Source organism: Actinokineospora sp. NPDC051303, assembly GCF_055586285.1.
This window is the reverse complement of the sequence record NZ_JBVJIN010000022.1, coordinates 96,864-117,739: the sequence shown is the minus strand read 5'-3', so window position 1 is coordinate 117,739 and position 20,876 is coordinate 96,864. Positions and strand designations below refer to the sequence as shown.

Sequence of the window (20,876 nt, the reverse complement as noted above, 5' to 3'; positions counted from 1 at the left end):
TTCCGGTCCTTCGGCCGAGCCCGCATCGCCTTCGCGCGCTTCCCCGCCGCGGTCGCCCGGTATCTCTGGTTGCCGCCGTTGCGGGCGACCTCCCGGGAGATCACCGAATGATGCCTGCCCAACAACAACCCGATCTTCCGGTGAGAGCGACCAACGGCCAGCTCCCGGGAAATCGTCTCCCGCTCGTCCGAAGACAACGGCACCATCAACGCCACCAGGCGACACCCCGATCAGTCCCCAAGATCATCCCACAGCGTCGCACCGACCGGTTGAGACCAAGCGGCCTTACCGATCCGGATGAGCGGGAGCTGCTGGGAACAGCCCCGCGTGCGCGGGGAAGACCAATCCACCGACCCCCGTTTTCAGGGCGTCGCGGGAACAGCCCCGCGTGCGCGGGGAAGACGGCGAGAGCGCCGCGACCCGCAACCGGGCCGGGGGAACAGCCCCGCGTGCGCGGGGAAGACACTTTTGACCTGCGGGTTTGTGAACCGAAACGGTGTTTTGCATTCACTTTCGTTGTCAAGTCAGCGGTTGCCGAAGCGTCTTCGTTTGCTGGCGTTGCTCCACCCGGTCTTCCGTGGTGATTCGCTGTCGGACCTTTGGGCGGGGCGGAGCATGAGGTTGACGCCCTCGAAGTCGACCGGCACCCACTCATGGGCGTGGACCGCGAAGGCCAGGCCTTGTTCGTTGTCCGCTCCGTAGACCATGATCGCTCGTCCGGTCTTGGCCATCTCGGTGACGCGTTGCCACATCAGGCCGCGTACCCGGGCGCTGACCTTCCCGACGAACACGCCCGGTGATATTTCCAGCAGCCAGCGGGTGAGGTGTCCCCTGAGTCCGACGGGGCACGCGGCGACGACGATGACGGTCACTCGTCGTCCTCGCCGTATGCGGTTCCGCCCGCCACATTGCGCCCGTTGTAGTCCCAGAGCATCACCACATCCGGGTCCTCGAACGCTTCCGGGCCGTATTCGATGGTGTCGTCTTCCTCCGCCAACAGGGCTTTGATGTCGCGGACACAGGTCTCCAGGAATGCCCCGTCTTTCATGTGGTCTCGGACAGCTCGGCGGGTCTCGGCGCCGATGTCGGCGACCTCGCGGGCGGTGATGTCGAAGGCGATGGGGATGCTGATCTCGGCTTTGTAGAGGTCGGCGATGTCGTAGACGAACGACTTGACGTGCCCGGTGTGGACGAAACCGAGTCCGGGCGCGCAGCCCAGGGCGACGATGACCGCGTGCGCGACCCCGTACAGGCTGGTGTTGGCCGCCGAGAGCGCCTGGTTGACCGGGGTCCCGCCCGCGAAGTCGCCAGGATCGTAGTCGCGGCGTTCCCAGGGAACGCCGGTTCGTTCGGCGTGCGCGCGGTAGAGCCGTCGCACGCGCGCGCCTTCCCGGCCGCGTAGCTGCTGCATGGTCAACCCGCTCGTGTCTTCGCCGGGGAACCGCATCGCATACATCTCGCGGGCGACCCGCAGCCGTGACGCGCGGTTGGACACCAGTTCCGCTTGCCGTTCCAACAGCCGCGACGAGCGGGCCAGCGTGCGGCCGTGGGCGTAGTAGCGCACACCGTGTTCGCCGACCCAGACCGCCGTGGAACCGCTCTCGGCGAGCAGGACCATCGCCTGTTGGCTGACGTTGGTTCCCGGCCCGAGCAGGAGGGCGCCCAAGGTCGCGGCCGGGATGTGCACGGTTCCCCTGGCGTCGCGGGCCGTGATCGCGTTGGCGTCGCGGTGGACGACGCAGTGTTCCAAGTAGACGAACGTCAGCCGGTCCTGCGCGCGGGCGAGCTGCGAGATCGGAACCGGCTTGGCGCCGGGAATCTCGGCCACGGCTACACCGGCTTTGCCAGCGTGAGCAAGCCGCAGCCGTAGCCTTTGGCAGGCCCGATGCCGTGGGTCAGCGCGACGCGGAGAGCTTGGGGGTCGGTGACTTCGAGCCGTCCCTCGAACACCGCTGTGGCCAGTGTGACGGTGCTGCCCTGCCGGGTGAACCGCCACGTGCGGCGGCCGCGCACCGCCACGTCCGGCTCCTTGTGCACGCCGACTGGGACCGTGAAGCCGTTGCGCTCGGCCCGATTCAGCAGCCAGGCGGTCTGCTGGGCCACGGTGACATGCCCGAACCGCTGCGTTCGGGGTGAATCCGCGGTCTTCGGCCTGCTGGCGACTGGGTTCGAGGTGAGTCGGAATGCCCAGACGGCGCCGACTTCCAGTGAGTCGAGCAGACAGGTGTAGTCGCGTGTTTCCCAGCCTTGGGTCGCGGGCCAGCCCGCGCTTTCGACCAGGTGGGTCAAGTCCGGCTTGTATGGGCTGACCAGGTAGAGCAGCGTCTGGTGTTCCCGTTGGTCCACCCGCCACAGCAGGCGGCCCTGGTCGGTGCCCGTTCGCTGGTGGGCGGGGAAGCCCGCGAGGACGGCGGCGTGCATCCGTTGCGGCGATGCCAGCAACTCCCGCGCGCCCCGTCGAGCCATGTTGATCTCGAAGCGTGTCAGGTACATCAGTTCCCATCCCCCAACGGGCCCATGGGGTCGTGCGGGTCCGGACCAGGGGTGAATCCGCCGTCATAAGCCGGATTCGGCACAGTCACCCGGCCGTGAATGATCGAGCGCCAGCCGTATTCACGTCTGCGCGGGTCGAAGCTGATCGGTTCGTCGCGCACCACGTCGCTGCCCGGTGTGCCCGGCGGGCAGTCGATCACCGTGGCCAGCCGGACGTGGTGATCCGCGTGCGCGCGCTGCGTCCACTTGGCCGCCAGCCATGGCGTCTTGCTGAGCACCTGCTCCACTCCGCCCTCATACAGCTCGTAGTCCAGCCTGCCCACCGGAGGGCAGGAGCGGCGACCGAGAAACAAGGGGAACACCGGTCGACGCAGCGCTTCGCGCAACCCCTCCACCAGGGCGGCCTCGCCTTCGACCGCGACCGCGAACACGGCGTCGGCCAGGTAGAACCGGTACGACAACGGCATCGACTGGGAGCCGTCCCTGGTGCGGGCGGTCTGGAAGTCACGCTCGACCCGGCCGGGCTGGTCCACCCGCACGCCGACGCGCAGGCCGACCAGATCCTCGATCGGGTCCACCCGGCTCCGCCCCTGCGCGGCGGCCAGCAATCCGATGACCCCGCTCTTGCTCGGCATCCGATCGGTGTTGCGGCGCACGAACCGGCTGCTGGTTCCCCAGGACTGCATCGGCGCCGCGAACCGGAGCAGCAGCACGGTCACGGCGCGACCGCCAACCGTTCGGTGACCATCGCGCCGAGGGAGCGGACCGTGGCGTCGAAGGTGGACCGCTCGCCGAACACGGCCAGCGGCGCGACTTTCTCGCCGACACCGAAACTCCACGCCGCCACCGGGCGCTCATCGAAGGCGAGGTGCACCTCACGGCCGTGGTCCGCCAGCCGCGCGACCGCCGCCGCGATTCGGCCGCCGGGGACTTTGTCCGCGATGGCGTCCTCGAACGCGCCGACCAGGTTGATCGACTGCGACTCGCGGGCGAAGACCAGCACCGCGTCCGGCAGCGTCCGGTTGGCGAAGGTGTTCTGCTTCCCGGTCGGCATACTCGACACGAACGCGCGCACGAACGCCTCGACGGCCCGCCGAGTCGCCTCCGCGTCGCCCAGGTTCTCGTGCAGCCGGTCCACGTCGACGGTGGCGTAGCGGTACAGGGTGGACGAGTTGAACTCGACCGTGCCGATCATCCCCGCCCCCGCGTCCTCCTCGTCGTCGTCGTTCTTGTGGTCGTCCACCGCGGTGAAGAAGTCGTACTCGTTCGACACCGCGTGCACGCTCAGCGCGTGCGCCACCTGCGCCGCGGCTTCGACGTTGAGGTCGGTCGTGTCCGCGACCATCCGCCCGAACAGCGACACGTCGACCGAGTGCTCCTGGTCGGCCCGCGCTTTCGCCGCGCTTTTGTCGATGGACAGCTTGCCCTCGCCCGCGTCTTGGGCGGCGTTGATGGCGAGTTCGGCCAGTCCGGACACCTGCCGGTTGCTGAGGAACAGCAGGTAGCCCGCCTCGTCCGGCTCACCGGCTTTGCGCGCGGGCTTGATCTTGATGCCCGCCGCGTCCAACACCGCTTTGGCCAGCTCCGCCGAGCGCTCGCCGAACGGGGGATTCTGCTTGGTGATCTCCTCCTGCAGCAGCTCCACGACCCGCTTGGTGCGCACCCCGAGTTCTTCTCGGTCGAGCAGCGAGTCGAACGCGTCCCGGGTGGCGCGCTTCCATGCCTGGCTGGAGACCCTCGCCCGCCGTTTTCCGCCATATACAGCGGACTTGGGGCTGCCGGTGTCGTCGCGGTTCAGATTGCTGGGCGGCACGGTCTGGATCACGTGCAGGTCGATGATGGTGCGGGGCATGATTTCCTCTCAGGAAGTGGGGTTCTTGGTGGAGGCGACCGCGTGGAAGTCCCGGCCCCACACGCGGCGCACGATGGTCGGGCCCCCGGGCTCCTGCCACCGCACCAGCTGCGCGGCGAGCAGCCCGTAGTCCAGGGAGATCTGCGCGCCACGCATCAGCTGGACCATTCCGCGCAGGTGGTGGGTCAGCTCGTCCAGTTCGTCGGCGGAGCCGAGCAGGGCGAATCGGCGGGACACCGCCGTGTCCTTGCCTTTGTCCGGCGCGAGTCCGCGCACGGCTTGGCCGAACCGGCGTCCCTTCTCGTGCATCCGCCGGGGCTGGGACTGCTGGTGCGTGGCGTAGAGCGTCATCGCGATGTGCGCGGCCACTTCGAGTGGGGTGGCCTCGTCGTGGGTGGGATCGCCGACGAACTCGGCGGCCAGCGTGTATTCGAGGATGTCCGGGACGCTGCCCGCCGGTTTGCCCACGCCGCGTCGGAGCCGGGCCAATCCGGCGACGCCCGCGGGTCGGTTGGCGAGGTAGTTCGCCTGGAACGAGCCGATGCGCTTGCTCACGATGTCGCGCACCACCTCGGCGTTCGTCTTGGTCGAGGCTGACACGGTGTGCCCTTTCTGAATCGTCACGTGATGTCCGGATACGCCAGTCGAAACGCCTCGCGCAGCTCGCGGCGAAACCAGATGTCGGCGTGGCTTGAGGTGACGAGCCGGTTCTTCACCATGCGTCCGGTCCACGACGACGGCGAGGCCCTGTCCAAGAGGTCTTGGCCAAGCCCGCGAATCACCTGGTCGGCGAGTCGGTGCCAGAGGCCCTGTTGCTCGATCGCGTCGGAGTTCGGGCCGAGTCTGCTCACCCAGTCCCGAAACAGCCCGTCGAGTTCGGCGTAGGCCGATTCCTTGGCCCGCTCCCGGGCTCCGTCCGGATCGCCCCCGCTCGCCGTCGTCAGGTTCGCCGCGAGCGATCCCAACGCCTTCGCGCCGTTCTCGGCCGCTTCGACGCACGACAGGACTTTTCCCCGCAACTCCACCGCGGACTGGCTGAGCAGGATCGATTGGATGGAGAGCGCGTCATCGACGATCTCGGCGGTAGTGGAGCTCTGACTGCCGTAGGTCATGCCGATCGTGCGCAGTCGGATGGGAAAGTCCGGCCCGATCACGTCTTCGCCGAGCAGCGCCAGCCACTTGAGCACGGCAGGCGCCAGCCTGGCGCTGGCTTCCGAGCTCTGTCCGACCGCGGCGGCCTGCGGAAGCAGAGCCTGCAAGCCGCGCCAGATGGCCCGTTCGGGATCATGCTCCAGTGGCATGTAGACAGTCGGTTCGCGCAGCTTCTTCTCCTGCGCCTGGCTGCGCCGCCACGCGGAGTGCGGCTCGAAGCGGAACTTGTTCTGCGGCGTGATCCGATCGCCGTTGCAGACCAGCACACCGACCACCTTGTCGCCTTGCGGGGCCAGCCGGATTCGCCTGCTCTGCCAAGTGAACAGGTCGACCGGCCCGGTCGGCGCCCGTCCATCCGGGTCTTCGACGCCCGCGGCTACCGGCTCACGCCGCCAGGCGGGGCGGTCGATGTCGGCGTCGGCCGCCGTGAGGTCGAAATCGCGCGCGATGAGGTTGAGCAGCAGCGTTTCCCGCAGGTTCGCTCCCTCGGGGAGCACCCCGCCCAGGTAGCCGGACCAACCGGTGCCGATCGGGTAGCCCTTGCCGCCCTTGACTCGGTCGTCGCCGACCGCGCCGGACTTGATGCCGGACGGGTCGAACGCGTGGCAGTGCACCACCCACCGCGCGGCCTCGGCGAAGGTCAGCACTTGGTCCGAGCCGAGGCGGGTGGAGAAAAACGGCTTTCCGTTGGGAATGTCCGCGATGATCTTGTCCAGCCCGGAGACTTCGCCTTTCGCTGTGCGGAGTCCGGCGACCTGGAGGAACGGCGTCCGCGGGTGGAACAGGTCGAAACGGTCCCGGCAGCGGTCCAGATACGCCGCGATGTCCTCGACGGGCAGGTCGGCCGCGCTCCACAGCTCGATCCACTCATCGAGGTCTTGTGGGCCTTCGGTCACGTCGTGCAACACGGCCAGCAGCATTCGCGTCAACGCGAAAACCTGGGTGGGTACTTCGCCGACGAGCCCGGTCAGGTCGCCCGCCTGACGGAAGGTCTCCAGCAGGGACAGCTCGGTCACGCTGCCGTCGAGTCGACGGACCAGCAGCCACGGCTGGTCGATCAGGTCGAAGGAGTGGGGGTCAGATTCGGTCATGCAGCAGTCCTCGGCGGATGTCGTAGGTCAAGTGGAATCCGTGCAGGACAGTGGTGCGGTCCAGGTCGAGCACGAGGACGAGTTGCCCCTTGAGCAGGTGGGTCTGCTCGAAGCTGATGATCCGCTCGCGTTCCAGTTCGGCGATCACTTGGTCGATCACGCCGGGGTGGCACAGCGCGGGTGGCAGCCGCAGCGCGCAGGCCGCGATCACTCGCGCCTGCTGGTGCGACACCGGCTGGTCGAGGGGGATCTGTTCGCCTCCGCCCTCGATCCAGTCCGGGGTGAGCAGACCGCCGTCCTGGTCTCGCTGGACGACCAGGACCTCAAGCGACTCGCCACCGTCGCGGACCTGGGCGAGTCCCTTCGGACCGTCGTCCACGTCGCCGACCCCGGCGCTGAGCCAGCCGATCAGATTGCCCGCCCCGGTGGCTTTGCCCAGGAGGAAGTTCTGCGCGTTCTCCGTGCGCTTGCGGGATTTGGCGGCCGCGGCGTCGGCCGCGGCGGCCATCGCGGGCTGCCAGGTGGCGGGGCCGAGAGGCGCATCGTCGTAGGCGGCTTCGACCAGCGGCGCGATGTCGTGCGGCAGCTTGATCTTCGTTCGTGCGGTGAGCAGCGCGGCGGACCTCAGCAGCGTGTGTTCGCCGTAGACGGCCCGCGAGCCCCGCACCGCCGTCACCGGCGCCGCGGTCCAGTCCGCCACACCGACTAGAGCGCAGCGCGGGAGGCGGACCGGGGAAGGCCGATCGCGGTCGTGCCGGTGCAGTCGGCCGAGTCGTTGCAGCACCAAGTCGGCTGGTGCGAGATCGGTGACCATCAGGTCGAAGTCGACGTCAAGGGACTGTTCGACAACCTGTGAGGCGACGACGATATGCCGGGCGGGCCGGTGGGTGTCCGCGGTGGGGGGACCGAACTCGCGGACCAGGTCCCGGTCGAGTCGCGCGCGGTCGCAAGCCAGGAATCGGGAGTGGTTGACGGTGACGTCTTCCTCGCCGAACTCCTGTGTCAGTCGATCGGCGGTTTCCTGAACTCGGCTGACCGTGTTGCGCACGACCACCGCGCACCCGCCTTCGGCCAAGCACAGGTGGAGGTACGCCACCAGTGTGTCGAGGTCGTCGGGCAGGTGGTCGATGCTGACCTCGGTGCCCGCGGGTGGAAGGTCAAGCACCTGAGGCTTGACGCCCCCGGATCCGACGACCACCGGATAGCCCAAGTCTTCGTTTGTCGCCGAGGACAGCGCGCCGCTTCCCGAGTCGTAGGCGTGCAACAGTTCCGCACGCCGTCGGTTCGGCAGGGTCGCCGAAAGCAGGACCACCGGGACCCCGTACGCGCCCAGCCAGTGCAGCGTCCGGTGCAGATACTGGGACATGTAGACGTCGTAGGCGTGCGCCTCGTCGATGATCACGACTTTCCCGGCCAGGCCCAGGTGCCGCAGCATGACGTGCCTGCTCTTGAGCGCGGAGAAGAGCGCCTGGTCGATCGTGCCGACCACGAACAACGCCAGACCGGACTTCTTGCTCCCGCTGAGCCATTGGTGCGCGATCAAGGCGCCGAGGTCGTCGTCGCCGATCTTCGCGAACCGCGACTTCCGGACGAGCCCGGCGTACCGGTCGTTGAGGTGGGCCTTGCCGTGCGCGAGGCTCACCGAAACCGGACGGTCGTCGGCGCGGCCGGGCAGCACTTCCAGCCAGTCATGAATGCGGCTGAACATCGCGTCCGAGGTCGCCCGGGTCGGCAGCGCGAGGAAACAGCCGTCCGCCCCGGACACGTGCGCGAGCTGCTCGGCGGCCATCAGTGCGGCCTCGGTCTTGCCCGTGCCCATCGGCGCCTCGATGATGATCAGACCCGGCGTGGTCTGCGCCCGAGCCGTGTCCACGGCGGCGACCTGCACCGGTCGGACGGCCCCGGTCGGACGGCGGAACCGGTCCCGGAACACCTGGTCCAAGTCCTCGCCGAGGGGCTGGGCGGCCCAGCGCGGCGGGAAATCGAGCTGTTTCCACGCCTGTCGCAGACGTTCCGCGGTTTCGTCGTCGTCCGGTGGCGGCGGTGGCTCGGCGAGCGTGGCGATAGGCCGCAGGGGGAACAGGTCGGTGTTGGAGGCGATCCAGTCGGCGACGATCACGATGGCGGTGAGAAGCACCTGAGCGGGTTTGCCGAGCACGACGTCCCGGTACGTCGCGAGCGCGTCCCGGCCGCCGATCCCGGTCGTGGCGCGTTCCAGGAGGTGGGCTCGCACCTCGGCCCATGGTCCCGTGCCGATGAGGTCGGGATGGCCGCGAAGCCAGGACGGCTCGGTCTGCTCAGGAGGCACACCGTGGTGGCTGCCGACGATCGCCCCCAACTGCCTGGCCCCATGCCGCTTCGCGAAACCCATCTCCTCGACCAGCCAGTCCTGCACCACACAGTGACCGACCAGAGCATGTTTCGCCCTCCGCCGATCCGGGTTATCGGCGACTCGCGGTGAAGCGACAAGACCGTGCTGTGCCATGTGATCGAACAGTGCCGACACCTGCACGGCGAACGCAGGCGAGGCTTTGCCGACGTCGTGGACCCCCGCCAACCAGCAGGCGAGCTTCCGCACCCCAGCCGAACCATCCGGAAGATCACGCGCGATCCGCGCGATCACCTGGGGCGACAACCAGTCATCGACCAGCCGACCCGCCACGGCGGCCGTGTCGTCAAGGTGCTGGTGCAACGGCAACCAGGCGACGACTGCGTTGTGTTCATCGCGGTCCGACTTGGCCCAGGCCGACAGCCAGGTGTTCCGGTTGAGCATGCACTCGCTTTCGATCGCGGTCGGCCGAGGCCTCTAGATCATTAGCATCTGCCGAGCGCGCGGGTCCGTTTCCAACGGACCACGAGATACCCCTGAATGGCCCAACCCGGGACGCCTTCGGACGGCTGAGGCAACAGTTCCGCAAGTGCGAAAGACATGCCCAACGGGGACATCCCAGTAGCCGACGAAACAGCCCGCGCCCGCAGGGACGAGGTGAGAGGAGCAGCCCCGCGTGCGCGGGGAAGACCTCGACGGGATGCACCCCCGCGACTGCACCATGCGGAACAGCCCCGCGTGCGCGGGGAAGACATCTGCCACACAGAAAGGGAGATTCCCTTGCCAGGAACAGCCCCGCGTGCGCGGGGAAGACTGATCATGATGCTCTGCGCGCTGGCAGGCGGCGGGAGCAGCCCTGCGTGCGCGGGGAAGACACTCGCTGACCTGGGAGTCTACCGGTTAGTAGCTGGTTCCAGCATCACTTCTGTCAGGTGGACGGTCGTCTCTGGGGTCTGATTGTGTCTGGTTGTCAACGGCCGGGGCAGCGCATCCGGGCTCAGGTGGGAGACGGGGGTCACCGGGCGTCAGGATGGCGTAAAAACGGCTGGTCGCCGCGTCAAGGGGTTGTCAGGTCCACTTAAGACGGGGTGGGGGCGGGGGCACGCTCTCGGGGGTCGGGCCGCCGGTGGGGTGGCTCGTGGAGAGAGGGAACCCATGGCCGACCTGGCCTACGCCGCCCTGCTGATCGGCGGTTTCCTGGTGCTCGCGCTGGCCCTGCGCGGGTTGGAGAAGCTGTGATCGAGAACGTCGTCGGGGGCGTTCTCGCTTTGGCGCTCATCGTGTATCTCTTCGTCGCGTTGATTCGGCCGGAGAAGTTCTGATGGCGGGTCTGCTGCAGGTGGCTCTGCTCCTGGTGGCGCTGGCGGTCGCTTACCGGCCGCTGGGGGACTACATGGCGCGGGTCTACTCGGACGAGAAGCACTGGCGGGTGGAGCGTTTCCTCTACCGGATCGTGCGGGTGGAGCCGAGGACGGAGCAGCACTGGAAGACCTACGCGTCCGCGGTGCTGGGGTTCTCGGCGGTGTCGGTGGTCTTCCTGTTTCTGTTGCAGCGGCTGCAAAGCCTGTTGCCGCTGGACTTGGGCAGGGGACCGGTGCCCACGGGCGTCGCGTTCAACACCGCCATCAGCTTCGTGACCAACACCAACTGGCAGTCCTATGTGCCCGAAGCGGTCATGGGGCACACGGTGCAGATGGTCGGGCTCACCGTGCAGAACTTCCTGTCCGCCGCGGTGGGCATGGCCGTCGCGGTCGGGCTGGTGCGGGGGTTCGCGCGGTCGGGGGCCGACCGGATCGGGAACTTCTGGGTCGATCTGGTGCGGGGCACGGTGCGGATTCTGCTGCCGCTTGCCTTTGTTTCCGCGATCGTGCTGGTCGGGCTGGGTGTGGTGATGAGCGTCAAGTCCGGAGTGGACGTGGTGAATCCGGACGGGTCCACGAGCACGATCGCGCTGGCCCCGGCGGCGAGCCAGGAGGCGATCAAGCAGCTCGGGACCAACGGCGGCGGCGTGTTCAACGCCAACTCCGCGCACCCGTTCGAGAACCCGGGCGCGTGGAGCAACCTGGTCGAGGTCTTCCTGATCCTGCTCATCCCCGTCTGTCTCACTAGGACGTTCGGCACGCTGGTCGGCAACCGGCGGCAGGGTTACGTCCTGCTGTCGGTCATGGGTGTGCTGTGGGGCGCCATGCTCGCGGTCATCTGGTGGGCCGAGGCGCACCCGAACGGGACCGCGGCGCTGCTCGCGGGCGGTGGCCTGGAAGGAAAGGAGCAGCGGTTCGGCATCGCCGGGTCCGCGTTGTTCGCCAACAGCACGACCGCGACGTCCACCGGCGCGGTCAACGCGATGCACGACAGCTTCAGCGGGCTCGGCGGCGGCGGGACGCTGCTCAACATGCTCTTCGGCGAGATGACGCCTGGCGGCGTCGGCTCCGGCCTCTACAGCATCCTGATCATGGCTGTGATCGCCATGTTCCTCGCCGGGCTGATGGTCGGGCGGACGCCGGAGTACCTGGGCAAGAAACTCGGCAGGCGCGAGATCACCTGCGCGGCGATCGCGATGCTGGCCATGCCGACCGTGGTCCTGCTCGGCGCGGGCGCTGCCCTGCTGCTGCCGGAGACCACCGCCGCGCTGAACAACCCGGGCGCGCACGGGCTGTCCGAAGTCCTCTACGCCTACGCGTCCGCGGGCAACAACAACGGCAGCGCGTTCGCCGGTATCACCGTGACCAGTGACTGGTTCCAGACGAGTTTGGGGCTGTGCATGCTGTTCGGCCGGTTCGTGCCGATTCTCGCCGTGCTGTGCCTGGCGGGTTCTGTTGCCGAGCAACGGAAAGTGCCGCAGACCGCGGGCACGCTGCCCACCACGGGACCGCTGTTCGCCACCATGCTGGGCGGGACCGTCGTTCTGGTCGCCGCCCTCACCTTCGTCCCGGCGCTCGCGCTCGGCCCGATCGCGGAGGCGTTGGCGTGACAGCCCTGACCGAGCCGAAGCGGGTGGGGGCTGGGGTGTTCGCGCCCCGGCAGTTGCTCACCTCGCTGCCGGACGCGCTGCGCAAGCTCGGCCCGCGCCACCAGGTGCGCAACCCGGTGCTGTTCGTGGTGTGGGCGGGTTCGGTGCTGGTCACCGTGTTCGCCGTGGCCGACCCGAGCGTGTTCTCCGTCGCGGTGGCCGTGTGGCTGTGGTTCACCGTGCTGTTTGCGAATCTGGCCGAGGCGGTCGCCGAGGGCCGGGGCAAGGCGCAGGCGGAGTCGTTGCGCCGCGCCAAACGCGACACCATGGCGCGGCGCGTCCTCGCCGACGGCGGCCAGGAAAGCGTGCCGGGGGCGGCGTTGCGCGTCGGCGACCTGGTGGTGGTCGAGGCGGGCGAGGTGATCCCGGGCGACGGCGACGTGGTCGAGGGCATCGCGACCGTGGACGAGTCGGCCATCACCGGCGAGTCGGCCCCGGTGATCCGCGAGTCCGGCGGCGACCGGTCCGCGGTGACCGGCGGCACCACCGTGCTGTCCGACCGGATCGTGGTGCGGATCGCGACCAAACCCGGTGAGTCCTTTGTGGATCGGATGATCGCGCTCGTGGAGGGCGCGCGGCGGCAGAAGACCCCGAACGAGGTCGCACTGACCATCCTGCTCGCCACCCTGACGATCATCTTCCTGCTCGCCGTCGTGGCGCTGCAACCGATGTCGACCTACTCCGGGGCGCGGCAGTCGGTGATCGTGCTGACCGCGCTGCTGGTCTGCCTGATCCCCACGACCATCGGCGCGCTGCTCTCGGCCATCGGCATCGCGGGCATGGACCGGCTAGTGCAGCGCAACGTCCTGGCCACCTCCGGTCGCGCCGTCGAGGCCGCGGGCGATGTGAGCACGCTGCTGCTGGACAAGACCGGCACCATCACCTTCGGCAACCGGCAGGCCACCGAGCTGATCCCGATCGGCGTCACCACCGTCCACGAACTGGCCGTCGCGGCGCGGCTGTCCAGCCTGGCCGACGAGACCCCGGAAGGCCGCAGCATCGTGGCCCTGTGCGCCAAGGAGCACGGGCTGCTCAAGGGGGCGACGGACCGGGAGCGGGCCGCGGCGTTCGTCCCGTTCACCGCGCAGACCCGGATGAGCGGCATCGACCTCGACGGCCGCCGGGTCCGCAAAGGCGCGGCGAGCGCGGTGCGGGAGTGGGTCGTCGGCCAGGGTGGGCTGGTGCCCGACGAGGTGCGCGAGGTGGTCGACCGGATCGGCGCCGAGGGCGGCACCCCGCTGGTGTGCGCGGAGGGCCGGATCGTCCGCGGCGTCATCCGACTGTCCGATGTGGTCAAACCCGGGATGCGGCAGCGGTTCGGCGAGCTGCGCGCCATGGGCATCAGGACGGTCATGATCACCGGCGACAACCCGCTGACGGCGCGCGCCATCGCCGAGGAGGCGGGCGTGGACGACTACCTCGCCGACGCCAAGCCCGAGGACAAGATGGCCCTGATCCGCGCCGAGCAGGAGGGCGGGCGGCTGGTCGCGATGACCGGCGACGGCACCAACGACGCGCCCGCGCTCGCCCAGGCCGACGTGGGGGTCGCGATGAACACCGGGACCATGGCCGCCAAGGAGGCGGGCAACATTGTCGACCTCGACTCCGACCCGACCAAGCTCATCGAGATAGTCGAGATCGGCAAGCAGTTGCTCATCACCCGCGGCGCGCTGACCACCTTCAGCATCGCCAACGACCTGGCGAAGTACTTCGCGATCCTGCCCGCGATGTTCGCCGCGGTGTACCCGCAGCTCGGCCAGCTCAACATCATGCGCCTGCACTCGCCGGACTCGGCGATCCTGTCCGCGGTGGTCTTCAACGCCCTGGTCATCGTGGGCCTGATCCCGCTGGCTCTGCGCGGCGTGCGCTACCGGCCATCGGGCGCCCAGTCGCTGCTGCGGCGCAACCTGCTGGTCTACGGCCTCGGCGGCATCGTGACCCCGTTCGCGGGCATCTGGCTCATCGACCTGCTCGTCCGACTGATCCCGGGGATGTGACATGAAACGACTGCTCACCCAAAGCATGGCGGGCCTGCGGGCGCTGCTCGCGCTCACTGTCCTCACCGGAATCCTCTACCCGTTCGCGGTGTGGACGGTCAGTCGGGCCCCGGGCCTGCGCGACAACGCCGAGGGCTCCATCGTCACCGTTGACGGCCGCCCGGTTGGATCCACGCTGATCGGCGTCGACCCGGTCGCCGCCGACCCGGCGAACGACCCGTGGTTCCACACCCGCCCCTCGGCGGGCTCGGCCGACCCGCTCGGCCCCGGCGACCCGTCGAACTCCGGCGGGTCCAACAAGGGCGCGGCGAACGACGACCTCAACGGCCGCATCCGCCGCCGTATCGAGCTGATCTCCCTGCGGGAGAACGTCGACCCCGCCCAGGTCCCGGTCGACGCGGTGACCGCGTCCGGCTCCGGCCTCGACCCGCACATCAGCCCCGCCTACGCCGAGATCCAGGTCCCGCGGGTGGCGCGGGCGAGCGGCCTGACTGAGGATCGGGTGCGGAGACTGGTGGCCGAGCACACCGACGGCCGCGCGCTGGGCTTCCTCGGCGAGCCGACCGTGACCGTGCTGAGCCTGAACCTGGCGGTCCAGGCCGCCAGATGAGCTGAGGGAGGACCGTGGGGCAACGGGCGGCGCGCCGCGGCGAGCTGCGCATCTATCTCGGCGCGGCGCCGGGCGTCGGCAAGACCTTCGCCATGCTCGGCGAGGCGCGCCGCCGGATCGAGCGCGGCACCGACGTCGTCGTCGGCCTGGTCGAGACGCACGGCCGGGCGAAGACCGCGGCGCTGCTGGACGGGCTGGAGACCGTGCCGCCCCGGCGCGTGGAGCACCGCGGGCACGTGTTCGCCGAGCTGGACCTCGACGCCGTGCTGGCCCGCGCGCCCCAGGTCGCCCTGGTTGACGAGCTCGCGCACACCAACGTGCCCGGCTCCCGCAACGCCAAGCGCTGGCAGGACGTCGCCGAGCTGCTCGACGCGGGCATCGACGTGCTCTCCACGGTCAACGTGCAGCACCTGGAGAGCCTCAACGACGTGGTGGAGCGCATCACCGGGGTGCCGCAGCAGGAGACGGTGCCCGACGAGGTGGTGCGCCGCGCCGAGCAGGTCGAGCTGGTCGACATCACCCCGGAGGCGCTGCGCCGCAGGCTCGCGCACGGCAACGTCTACCCGGCCCGGCGGGTCGACGCCGCCCTGGCCAACTACTTCCGGCCCGGCAACCTGACCGCGCTGCGGGAACTGGCGCTGCTGTGGGTCGCCGACCAGGTGGACGTCGCGCTCCAGCGCTACCGGGCCGAGCAGAGCATCACCGACACCTGGGAAGCGCGTGAACGGGTCGTGGTGGCCATTACCGGCGGCCCGGAAAGCGAGACGCTGATCCGCCGGGGCAGGCGCATCGCCGCCCGCGCGGGCGCGGAGCTGCTGGTGCTCACGGTGCTGCGCGGCGACGGGCTGGCGGGCATCGCGCCGCAGGAGACCACCCGCTACCGCACCCTCGCCGAGGACGTCGGCGCCACGTTCCACTCGGTCGTCGGCGAGGACGTGCCGACCGCGATGCTGGACTTCGCCCGGGGCGTCAACGCGACCCAGCTCGTCATCGGGACCTCCCGCCGCTCCCGGCTGGCCCGGCTGTTCGATGAGGGCATCGGCGCGAGCGTCGTGCGCCGCTCGGGCCCGATCGACGTGCACATGGTCACCCACGAGCAGGCCAACAGCGGTGTGCGCGCCCCGGTCGGCCGCAGCCCGCACCGGCGGTCGCGGCGGATCGCGGGCTGGGTGCTCGCCGTCGTCGCGCCCGCGCTGGCGACCCTGGTCGGCGTGCTGCTGCGCGACGAGCTGACCCTGTCCACCGATGTGGTCGACTACGTCCTGGCCACCGTCGTGGTCGCGCTGGTCGGCGGACTGGGGCCCGCGCTGCTCGCCTCGGTGCTGTCGGCTCTGCTGCTCAACTGGTTCTTCACCCCGCCCCTGAACACCCTCACCATCGAGGCGCCGCAGAACGTGGTCACCCTGGTCGCCATGGTCGTCGTCGCGGTGCTGGTCGCCCTCGTGGTCGACCGGGCGGCCCGCCGCGCCGAGCAGGCCGCGCGCGCCCGCACCGAGGCGGCGCTGCTCGCCTCGTACGCGCGCACCGTCCTCACCCATCCCTACCCGCTGGCCCGGCTGCTGGAGAAGGTGCGGGAGAACTTCGCGCTGACCTCGGTGGCCCTGCTGGAGCGCGTCGACGGCCAGTGGCAGCGGGTCGCCTGCGTCGGTCCCGGGCCGTGCGCCGAGCCGGACGAGGCCGACGTGGACATCCCGGTCACCCCGGAGGTCCACCTGTCCCTGCGCGGGCGCAGGCTGCCCGCCTCCGACCGGCGGGTGCTGGAGGCCGCGGCCGGGCAGGCGCTGCTGGCCCTGCGCCAGCAGCGGATGGCCGCCGAGGCCGACCTCGCCCGCCGCCGCGCGGAGACCACCGAGCTGCGCACCGCCCTGCTCTCCGCGGTCGGCCACGACCTGCGCACCCCGCTGACCTCGATCAAGGCCGCGGCGAGCAGCCTGCGCGCCACCGACATCGAGCTGTCCGAACAGGACACCGAGGAACTGCTCGCCACCGTGGAGGAGTCCGCCGACCGGCTCGCCGGGCTGGTGGACAACCTGCTCGACTCGTCCCGGCTGGCCACCGGCGCGGTCGCCCCGACCCTGCGCGCGGTCACCTTTGACGAGGCCGTCTCCCGGGCGCTGGCCGGGCTCGACGGCTGGTCCGCGGTGGAGCTGGACGTGGACGAGGACCTGCCGCCGGTGGTCGCCGACGCGGGCCTGCTGGAGCGGGTCATCGCCAACGTGGTCGACAACGCCCTGCGCCACGGCGGCCCGGACGTGGCGATCCGGGCGAGCGCGCACGCCGAGCGCGTCGAGCTGCGCGTGGTCGACCACGGCCCGGGCCTGCCCCGGGGCGCGGCGGAGACCGCGTTCGCGCCGTTCCAGCGGCTCGGCGACCGGGACGCCACCCCCGGCGTCGGGCTGGGACTGTCGGTGGCGAAGGGCTTCACCGAGGCGATGGGCGGCGACATCCGCGCCGAGGACACCCCCGGCGGCGGGCTCACCGTCGTCATCTCGTTGCCCCTATTCACTTCGGCTGGGGAGGCCGCACCGTGACCAGAGTGCTCGTCGTGGACGACGAACCGCAGATCGTGCGCGCGCTGCGGATCAACCTCGCCGCGCGCGGCTACGACGTGCTCACCGCGCACGACGGGGCAGCCGCCCTGCGCGCCGCCGCCGAGGGCCGCCCCGACGTCGTCGTCCTCGACCTGGGGCTGCCCGACATCGACGGGGCCGAGGTCATCGAGGGGCTGCGTGGGTGGACGGCGGTGCCGATCATCGTGCTGTCCGCCCGCACGGATAGCGGCGACAAGGTCCGCGCGCTCGACGCGGGCGCCGACGACTACGTCACCAAGCCGTTCGGGATGGACGAGTTGCTGGCCCGGCTGCGCGCCGCCGTCCGCCGGGGCGCGGCCGCCGCGCCCGGGGTGGAAGAGGCCGTGGTCGAGACGGCGTCGTTCACCGTCGACCTGGCGGCCAAGAAGGTCCACCGCGACGGCGCCGAGGTCCACCTGACGCCCACCGAGTGGGGGGTGCTGGAGGTCCTGGTCCGCAACCGGGGCCGCCTGGTCGCGCAGAAGCAGCTCTTGCAGGACGTGTGGGGACCGGCGTACGGGGCCGAGACGCACTACCTGCGGGTTTACCTGGCGCAACTGCGGCGCAAGCTGGAGCCGCAGCCGTCCCGGCCCCGGCACCTCATCACCGAAGCCGGGATGGGCTACCGGTTCGAGCTTTAGCGCCCGAAGAGCTGGGTCCAGTAGTAGCCGTCGGTGTCCATGCCGAGGCCCATGGTTTTCAGCTCGCAGTCGAGGATGTGCGCCCGGTGGCCCGCCGAGGCCATCCACGCGTCCATGACCTGCGCCGCGGTGCGCTGGCCGAACGCGATGTTCTCCGCGCCCGGGTTCGCGTAACCGGCGGCCAGGACGCGGTCGACGAACGTGCGCCCGTCGAGGCCGACGTGCGAGAAGTAGTCCCGGGCGGCCATGTCCGCGCTGTGCGTGCGCGCCGCGCGGTCGAGCCGGGCGTCCGGAGCCAGCGGCGCGCAGCCCGCGGCGGCCCGCTCCGCGTTGGTCAGCGCGAGCACCTGGGCGGCGACCGACTGGTCTGTGGACTCAGTGGATGCGGGGGACACCGTGGACGCGCTGGACACGGTGGTCGTCGGCGGGCTCAACGGGGGAGCGGACAGCGGCGCGCTCGACAGTGCGGGGGCCGTGGTCGGAGCCAGGGCGCTCATCCCGTTGCCCCGGGTCGGCGCCGTCGTGGGCCGGATCGGCTTTTGGGTGCGCGGCGGCGCGGGCGGCAGCAAGGGCTCTAGAGACGGCGGTGAACCCGCCGTGACCCGGTCAGGCGCGCCGACCACTGCCGGTGGCTCAGCAGCCAGGACAGAGCCGATCCCGGCCATGCCCGCTCCCACCGCGAGCGCCACCAGCACGGCGGGCAGCCAGCCGCCAGGTCCCCGACCAGGTGTCACGGCTCGGCAACGTAGCACCTTTCGGGTGAGATGTGGATCACATCACCGAGGGTGGTCTGCGCCTGGTGGTTCTACGAGGTGGGGGGCTCGTCGCTGGTAGTTGTCGTGGTGGTCGTCGTGGTCGTGGTAGTGATGACCGGCGGCTTCGTGGTGGTCACGACGGGAGGGCGGTCGGTCGTCGTCGGCCCGCCGCCAGCCGGGGGCGGCGGCGGAGTGGTCGTGGTGGTTGGGCGGGTTGTCTTCTTCGATGACGAGGTGGTCGTGGTCAGCGACGATTCCGCCGACTCCGACGACGACGTGGTGGCGGACTCGGTGCTCGACTCAGTGGTGGTCGGGTCGAGGCTGCTGGTCGCGGCCGGGCTGGACGTCGTGGTCCGCGTCTGGCTCACCTGCACCCGCTGGTTGCCAGGGGAGTTCGCGCCGTCGACGTCGCCGGTGGCCAGCGCGGCGACCGCGGCGAACACCGTGGACAGCACCACGCCCGCGACGCCGAGGATGGCGTAGGGCGCCCGGCGCAGACCGGGGCGGTCTGGTTCCGGCGGTGATTCCTCGACCCGGTCGTCTGGTTCGGACATGCAGGTCCTACCTCCCTGACTCGCCGAACTCCGGCGGCCACGACGGGCAAAATTACCAGGTGCCCCACCGGGGATCGGCGACGACGGCCGCACCTCACAGTCGGCGGGACCCGGGTCTGCGGCACGATAGGCGGGTGGCTGAGGTCTCCGGGGAGTCGAGAGCGGACGAGGTCCGGCTGACCGCGTGGGTGCGCGGCCAGGTCCAGGGCGTCGGCTTCCGCTGGTGGACCCGGGCCAGGGCGCTGGAACTGGGGCTCGCGGGCTGGGCGCGCAACACCGCGGACGGCCGCGTCGAGGTCGTCGCCGAGGGCGCCCGGGACCGGTGCGACCGGCTGCTGGCCGCGCTGCGCTCCGGCCGCACCCCGGGCGCGGTGGCCGCCGTGGTCGAGCAGTGGAGCCCAGCCAAGGGCGGGATCGACGGGTTCACCGAGCGGTGACCGGGATGACTGAACCGCGTGGACCCGGGAGGCGTAGAGCCTGACGTGGGGAGAACCCCGGAGCGGGACGACGAGTTCGTCCGCGAGCTCTACAGCCGTTACCGGCGGCCGCTGCTCGGCTATGTGCTGCGCGCGGTCGGCGGCGACCATCAGCGCGCCGAGGATGTCGTGCAGGAAACACTGTTGCGAGCATGGCGGAACGCCGACTCGCTGGAGGCCGAGAAAGCGGGGCCGTGGCTGTACACGGTCGCGAAGAACCTGGTGATCTCCGGGTACCGCAAGCAGAGCGCCCGGGTGGCCGAGGTCCCGATCGACGGTGACGACTGGCCGCGCGCTGGCGACGAGTTCGAGCAGGTGCTGCAGGGCTGGCAGGTCGCCGAGGCGATGCGGTCGCTCTCCCGCGACCACCGGGCGGTCATCGCCGAGCTGTTCTACCGCCGCCGCACGGTCGCCGAGGCCGCCCAGGTGCTCGGGGTGCCCCCGGGCACGGTCAAGTCGCGGTCGTTCTACGCGCTGCGCGCCCTGCGCGGCGCGCTGGAGGAACGGGGGGTGACCGAGCTGTGACCTGCAAGCACACCCTGTCCCTCGGCGCCTACCTGCTGGGGGCGCTGGACCCGGCCGAGCGCTCGGCGTTCGAGGCGCACCTGAGCGGCTGCGCGGCCTGCCGCGCGGAGCTGGTGCAGCTCGCTCCGCTGCCCGGCCTCCTGCACCGCATCTCGCCGGAGGACTTCGAGGACGGCGTCGAGGACATCCCCTTCGAGGTCACCGCCGCCGACCTCGCCGCGGCCGAGGGCTCCGCTCTCACCGACCCCGCCTTCTCGGACCCTGCCTTCACCGACCCTGCTTTCTCGGACCCGGCCTTCGACACGGAAGCGGAGCAGCGGCCCGTCGAGCAGGCGCCGGTCGTCCCCATCGCCGACCGGCGGAAGAAGCCGCGCCGCGGCTGGCTCATGGCCGCCGCCGCGGCCGTCGTCGTGGCGCTGTGCGTCGGCGGCGTCCTGGGCTACCAGGCGCTGCGCACCCCCGCCGCCCCGCAGCCGGTCGCGGTGAGCTGGTCGGCGACCGACGCGGCCAGCGGCGTGCGCGCCGACGTCGACCTCACCGACCGCGCCTGGGGCACCGAGGTTGCGATCCGCCTGCACGACGTGCCGCCCGGCAAGCCGTGCAAGCTGGTCGTGCGCGACCGCTACGGCAACCGCGAGATCGCGGGCTGGTGGGACACCGGCTACGCCCAGGGGGAGCGGATTCCCGGCAGCACGTCGATCGATCTGGCCAAGATCGCCCGCCTTGAGGTGGTCACCGACGACGACGTCGTCCTGGTGGACGTCCCCGCGCCGTCCTGACCCGACGCGCGGCCCACCTGCGCCGGACCCCGGGCGGCCACG

20 protein-coding genes are annotated in these 20,876 nt (G+C 70.5%); 9 read left to right on the top strand and 11 right to left on the bottom strand.

The window, feature by feature from the left end; translation table 11 throughout:
* The 9 genes from ACZ6SD_RS18780 to cas3 all read right to left on the bottom strand — a co-directional run.
* A partial coding sequence (locus ACZ6SD_RS18780) for a helix-turn-helix domain-containing protein (protein ID WP_465318212.1) occupies positions 1-206 on the bottom strand: 206 nt, incomplete at its 3' end.
* Between the two features lie 318 nt (positions 207-524).
* On the bottom strand, positions 525-872 hold the full coding sequence (cas2e, locus tag ACZ6SD_RS18775) for a type I-E CRISPR-associated endoribonuclease Cas2e (RefSeq protein WP_465318204.1): 348 nt from the start codon (positions 870-872) through the stop codon (positions 525-527).
* Complete coding sequence (cas1e, locus tag ACZ6SD_RS18770; protein WP_465318203.1) at positions 869-1,828, bottom strand: type I-E CRISPR-associated endonuclease Cas1e; 960 nt, start codon at positions 1,826-1,828, stop codon at positions 869-871. Before cas1e ends, cas2e begins: the two co-directional genes overlap by 4 nt.
* Positions 1,829-1,830: 2 nt before the next feature.
* Positions 1,831-2,493 carry a type I-E CRISPR-associated protein Cas6/Cse3/CasE gene (cas6e, locus tag ACZ6SD_RS18765; RefSeq protein WP_465318202.1) on the bottom strand — a complete coding sequence of 221 codons (663 nt, stop codon included), beginning with the start codon at positions 2,491-2,493 and terminating at the stop codon, positions 1,831-1,833.
* Complete coding sequence (gene cas5e, locus ACZ6SD_RS18760) at positions 2,493-3,212, bottom strand: type I-E CRISPR-associated protein Cas5/CasD (RefSeq protein ID WP_465318201.1); 720 nt, start codon at positions 3,210-3,212, stop codon at positions 2,493-2,495. Before cas5e ends, cas6e begins: the two co-directional genes overlap by 1 nt.
* Positions 3,209-4,345: a type I-E CRISPR-associated protein Cas7/Cse4/CasC gene (gene cas7e / locus ACZ6SD_RS18755; protein ID WP_465318200.1), complete on the bottom strand. Its 1,137-nt coding sequence runs from the start codon at positions 4,343-4,345 to the stop codon at positions 3,209-3,211. Before cas7e ends, cas5e begins: the two co-directional genes overlap by 4 nt.
* A gap of 9 nt (positions 4,346-4,354) precedes the next feature.
* The gene (casB, locus tag ACZ6SD_RS18750) at positions 4,355-4,945 is read right to left on the bottom strand and encodes a type I-E CRISPR-associated protein Cse2/CasB (RefSeq protein ID WP_465318199.1); all 591 of its coding nucleotides are present in this window, start codon (positions 4,943-4,945) and stop codon (positions 4,355-4,357) included.
* A 20-nt stretch (positions 4,946-4,965) separates the two neighbouring features.
* Positions 4,966-6,588, bottom strand: a complete 1,623-nt coding sequence (gene casA / locus ACZ6SD_RS18745; protein ID WP_465318198.1) for a type I-E CRISPR-associated protein Cse1/CasA — start codon at positions 6,586-6,588, stop codon at positions 4,966-4,968.
* On the bottom strand, positions 6,575-9,361 hold the full coding sequence (gene cas3, locus ACZ6SD_RS18740) for a CRISPR-associated helicase Cas3' (protein ID WP_465318197.1): 2,787 nt from the start codon (positions 9,359-9,361) through the stop codon (positions 6,575-6,577). Before cas3 ends, casA begins: the two co-directional genes overlap by 14 nt.
* A 791-nt stretch (positions 9,362-10,152) precedes the next feature.
* On the opposite strand from cas3, the gene kdpF reads away from it, so the two are divergent.
* Genes kdpF through ACZ6SD_RS18710 form a run of 6 tightly spaced genes read left to right on the top strand, consistent with a single transcriptional unit; the run spans position 10,153 to position 17,745 of the window.
* On the top strand, positions 10,153-10,239 hold the full coding sequence (gene kdpF, locus ACZ6SD_RS18735; RefSeq protein WP_465318211.1) for a K(+)-transporting ATPase subunit F: 87 nt from the start codon (positions 10,153-10,155) through the stop codon (positions 10,237-10,239).
* Positions 10,239-11,888 (top strand): potassium-transporting ATPase subunit KdpA, encoded by a 1,650-nt coding sequence (gene kdpA, locus ACZ6SD_RS18730; RefSeq protein WP_465318196.1) that lies wholly within the window; start codon positions 10,239-10,241, stop codon positions 11,886-11,888. The genes kdpF and kdpA overlap by 1 nt, the downstream gene beginning before the upstream one ends.
* Complete coding sequence (gene kdpB / locus ACZ6SD_RS18725) at positions 11,885-13,924, top strand: potassium-transporting ATPase subunit KdpB (protein ID WP_465318195.1); 2,040 nt, start codon at positions 11,885-11,887, stop codon at positions 13,922-13,924. Before kdpA ends, kdpB begins: the two co-directional genes overlap by 4 nt.
* A gap of 1 nt (position 13,925) precedes the next feature.
* Positions 13,926-14,534, top strand: a complete 609-nt coding sequence (gene kdpC, locus ACZ6SD_RS18720; RefSeq protein WP_465318194.1) for a K(+)-transporting ATPase subunit C — start codon at positions 13,926-13,928, stop codon at positions 14,532-14,534.
* Positions 14,535-14,548: 14 nt separating this feature from the next.
* Complete coding sequence (locus ACZ6SD_RS18715) at positions 14,549-17,065, top strand: sensor histidine kinase (RefSeq protein ID WP_465318193.1); 2,517 nt, start codon at positions 14,549-14,551, stop codon at positions 17,063-17,065.
* Positions 17,062-17,745, top strand: a complete 684-nt coding sequence (locus tag ACZ6SD_RS18710) for a response regulator (protein ID WP_465318192.1) — start codon at positions 17,062-17,064, stop codon at positions 17,743-17,745. The genes ACZ6SD_RS18715 and ACZ6SD_RS18710 overlap by 4 nt, the downstream gene beginning before the upstream one ends.
* Here the strand turns inward: ACZ6SD_RS18710 and ACZ6SD_RS18705 are convergent.
* Together ACZ6SD_RS18705 and ACZ6SD_RS18700 are read right to left on the bottom strand one after the other, a co-directional pair.
* Positions 17,742-18,479, bottom strand: a complete 738-nt coding sequence (locus ACZ6SD_RS18705) for a CAP domain-containing protein (RefSeq protein ID WP_465318191.1) — start codon at positions 18,477-18,479, stop codon at positions 17,742-17,744. The two genes, ACZ6SD_RS18710 and ACZ6SD_RS18705, sit on opposite strands and share 4 nt — an antisense overlap.
* 71 nt (positions 18,480-18,550) lie before the next feature.
* A complete protein-coding gene (locus ACZ6SD_RS18700) occupies positions 18,551-19,054 on the bottom strand; it encodes a hypothetical protein (RefSeq protein ID WP_465318190.1) in 504 nt (167 codons plus the stop codon).
* A gap of 134 nt (positions 19,055-19,188) precedes the next feature.
* Here ACZ6SD_RS18700 and ACZ6SD_RS18695 point away from each other — a divergent pair, with 134 nt between their 5' ends.
* From ACZ6SD_RS18695 to ACZ6SD_RS18685, 3 genes are read left to right on the top strand one after another with little or no spacing between them, the layout of a single operon-like run.
* Positions 19,189-19,491 carry an acylphosphatase gene (locus ACZ6SD_RS18695; RefSeq protein ID WP_465318189.1) on the top strand — a complete coding sequence of 101 codons (303 nt, stop codon included), beginning with the start codon at positions 19,189-19,191 and terminating at the stop codon, positions 19,489-19,491.
* A 45-nt stretch (positions 19,492-19,536) separates the two neighbouring features.
* Positions 19,537-20,055, top strand: a complete 519-nt coding sequence (locus ACZ6SD_RS18690) for a sigma-70 family RNA polymerase sigma factor (RefSeq protein WP_465318188.1) — start codon at positions 19,537-19,539, stop codon at positions 20,053-20,055.
* Positions 20,052-20,834 carry an anti-sigma factor family protein gene (locus ACZ6SD_RS18685; protein WP_465318187.1) on the top strand — a complete coding sequence of 261 codons (783 nt, stop codon included), beginning with the start codon at positions 20,052-20,054 and terminating at the stop codon, positions 20,832-20,834. Before ACZ6SD_RS18690 ends, ACZ6SD_RS18685 begins: the two co-directional genes overlap by 4 nt.
* Positions 20,835-20,876: the final 42 nt, after the last annotated feature.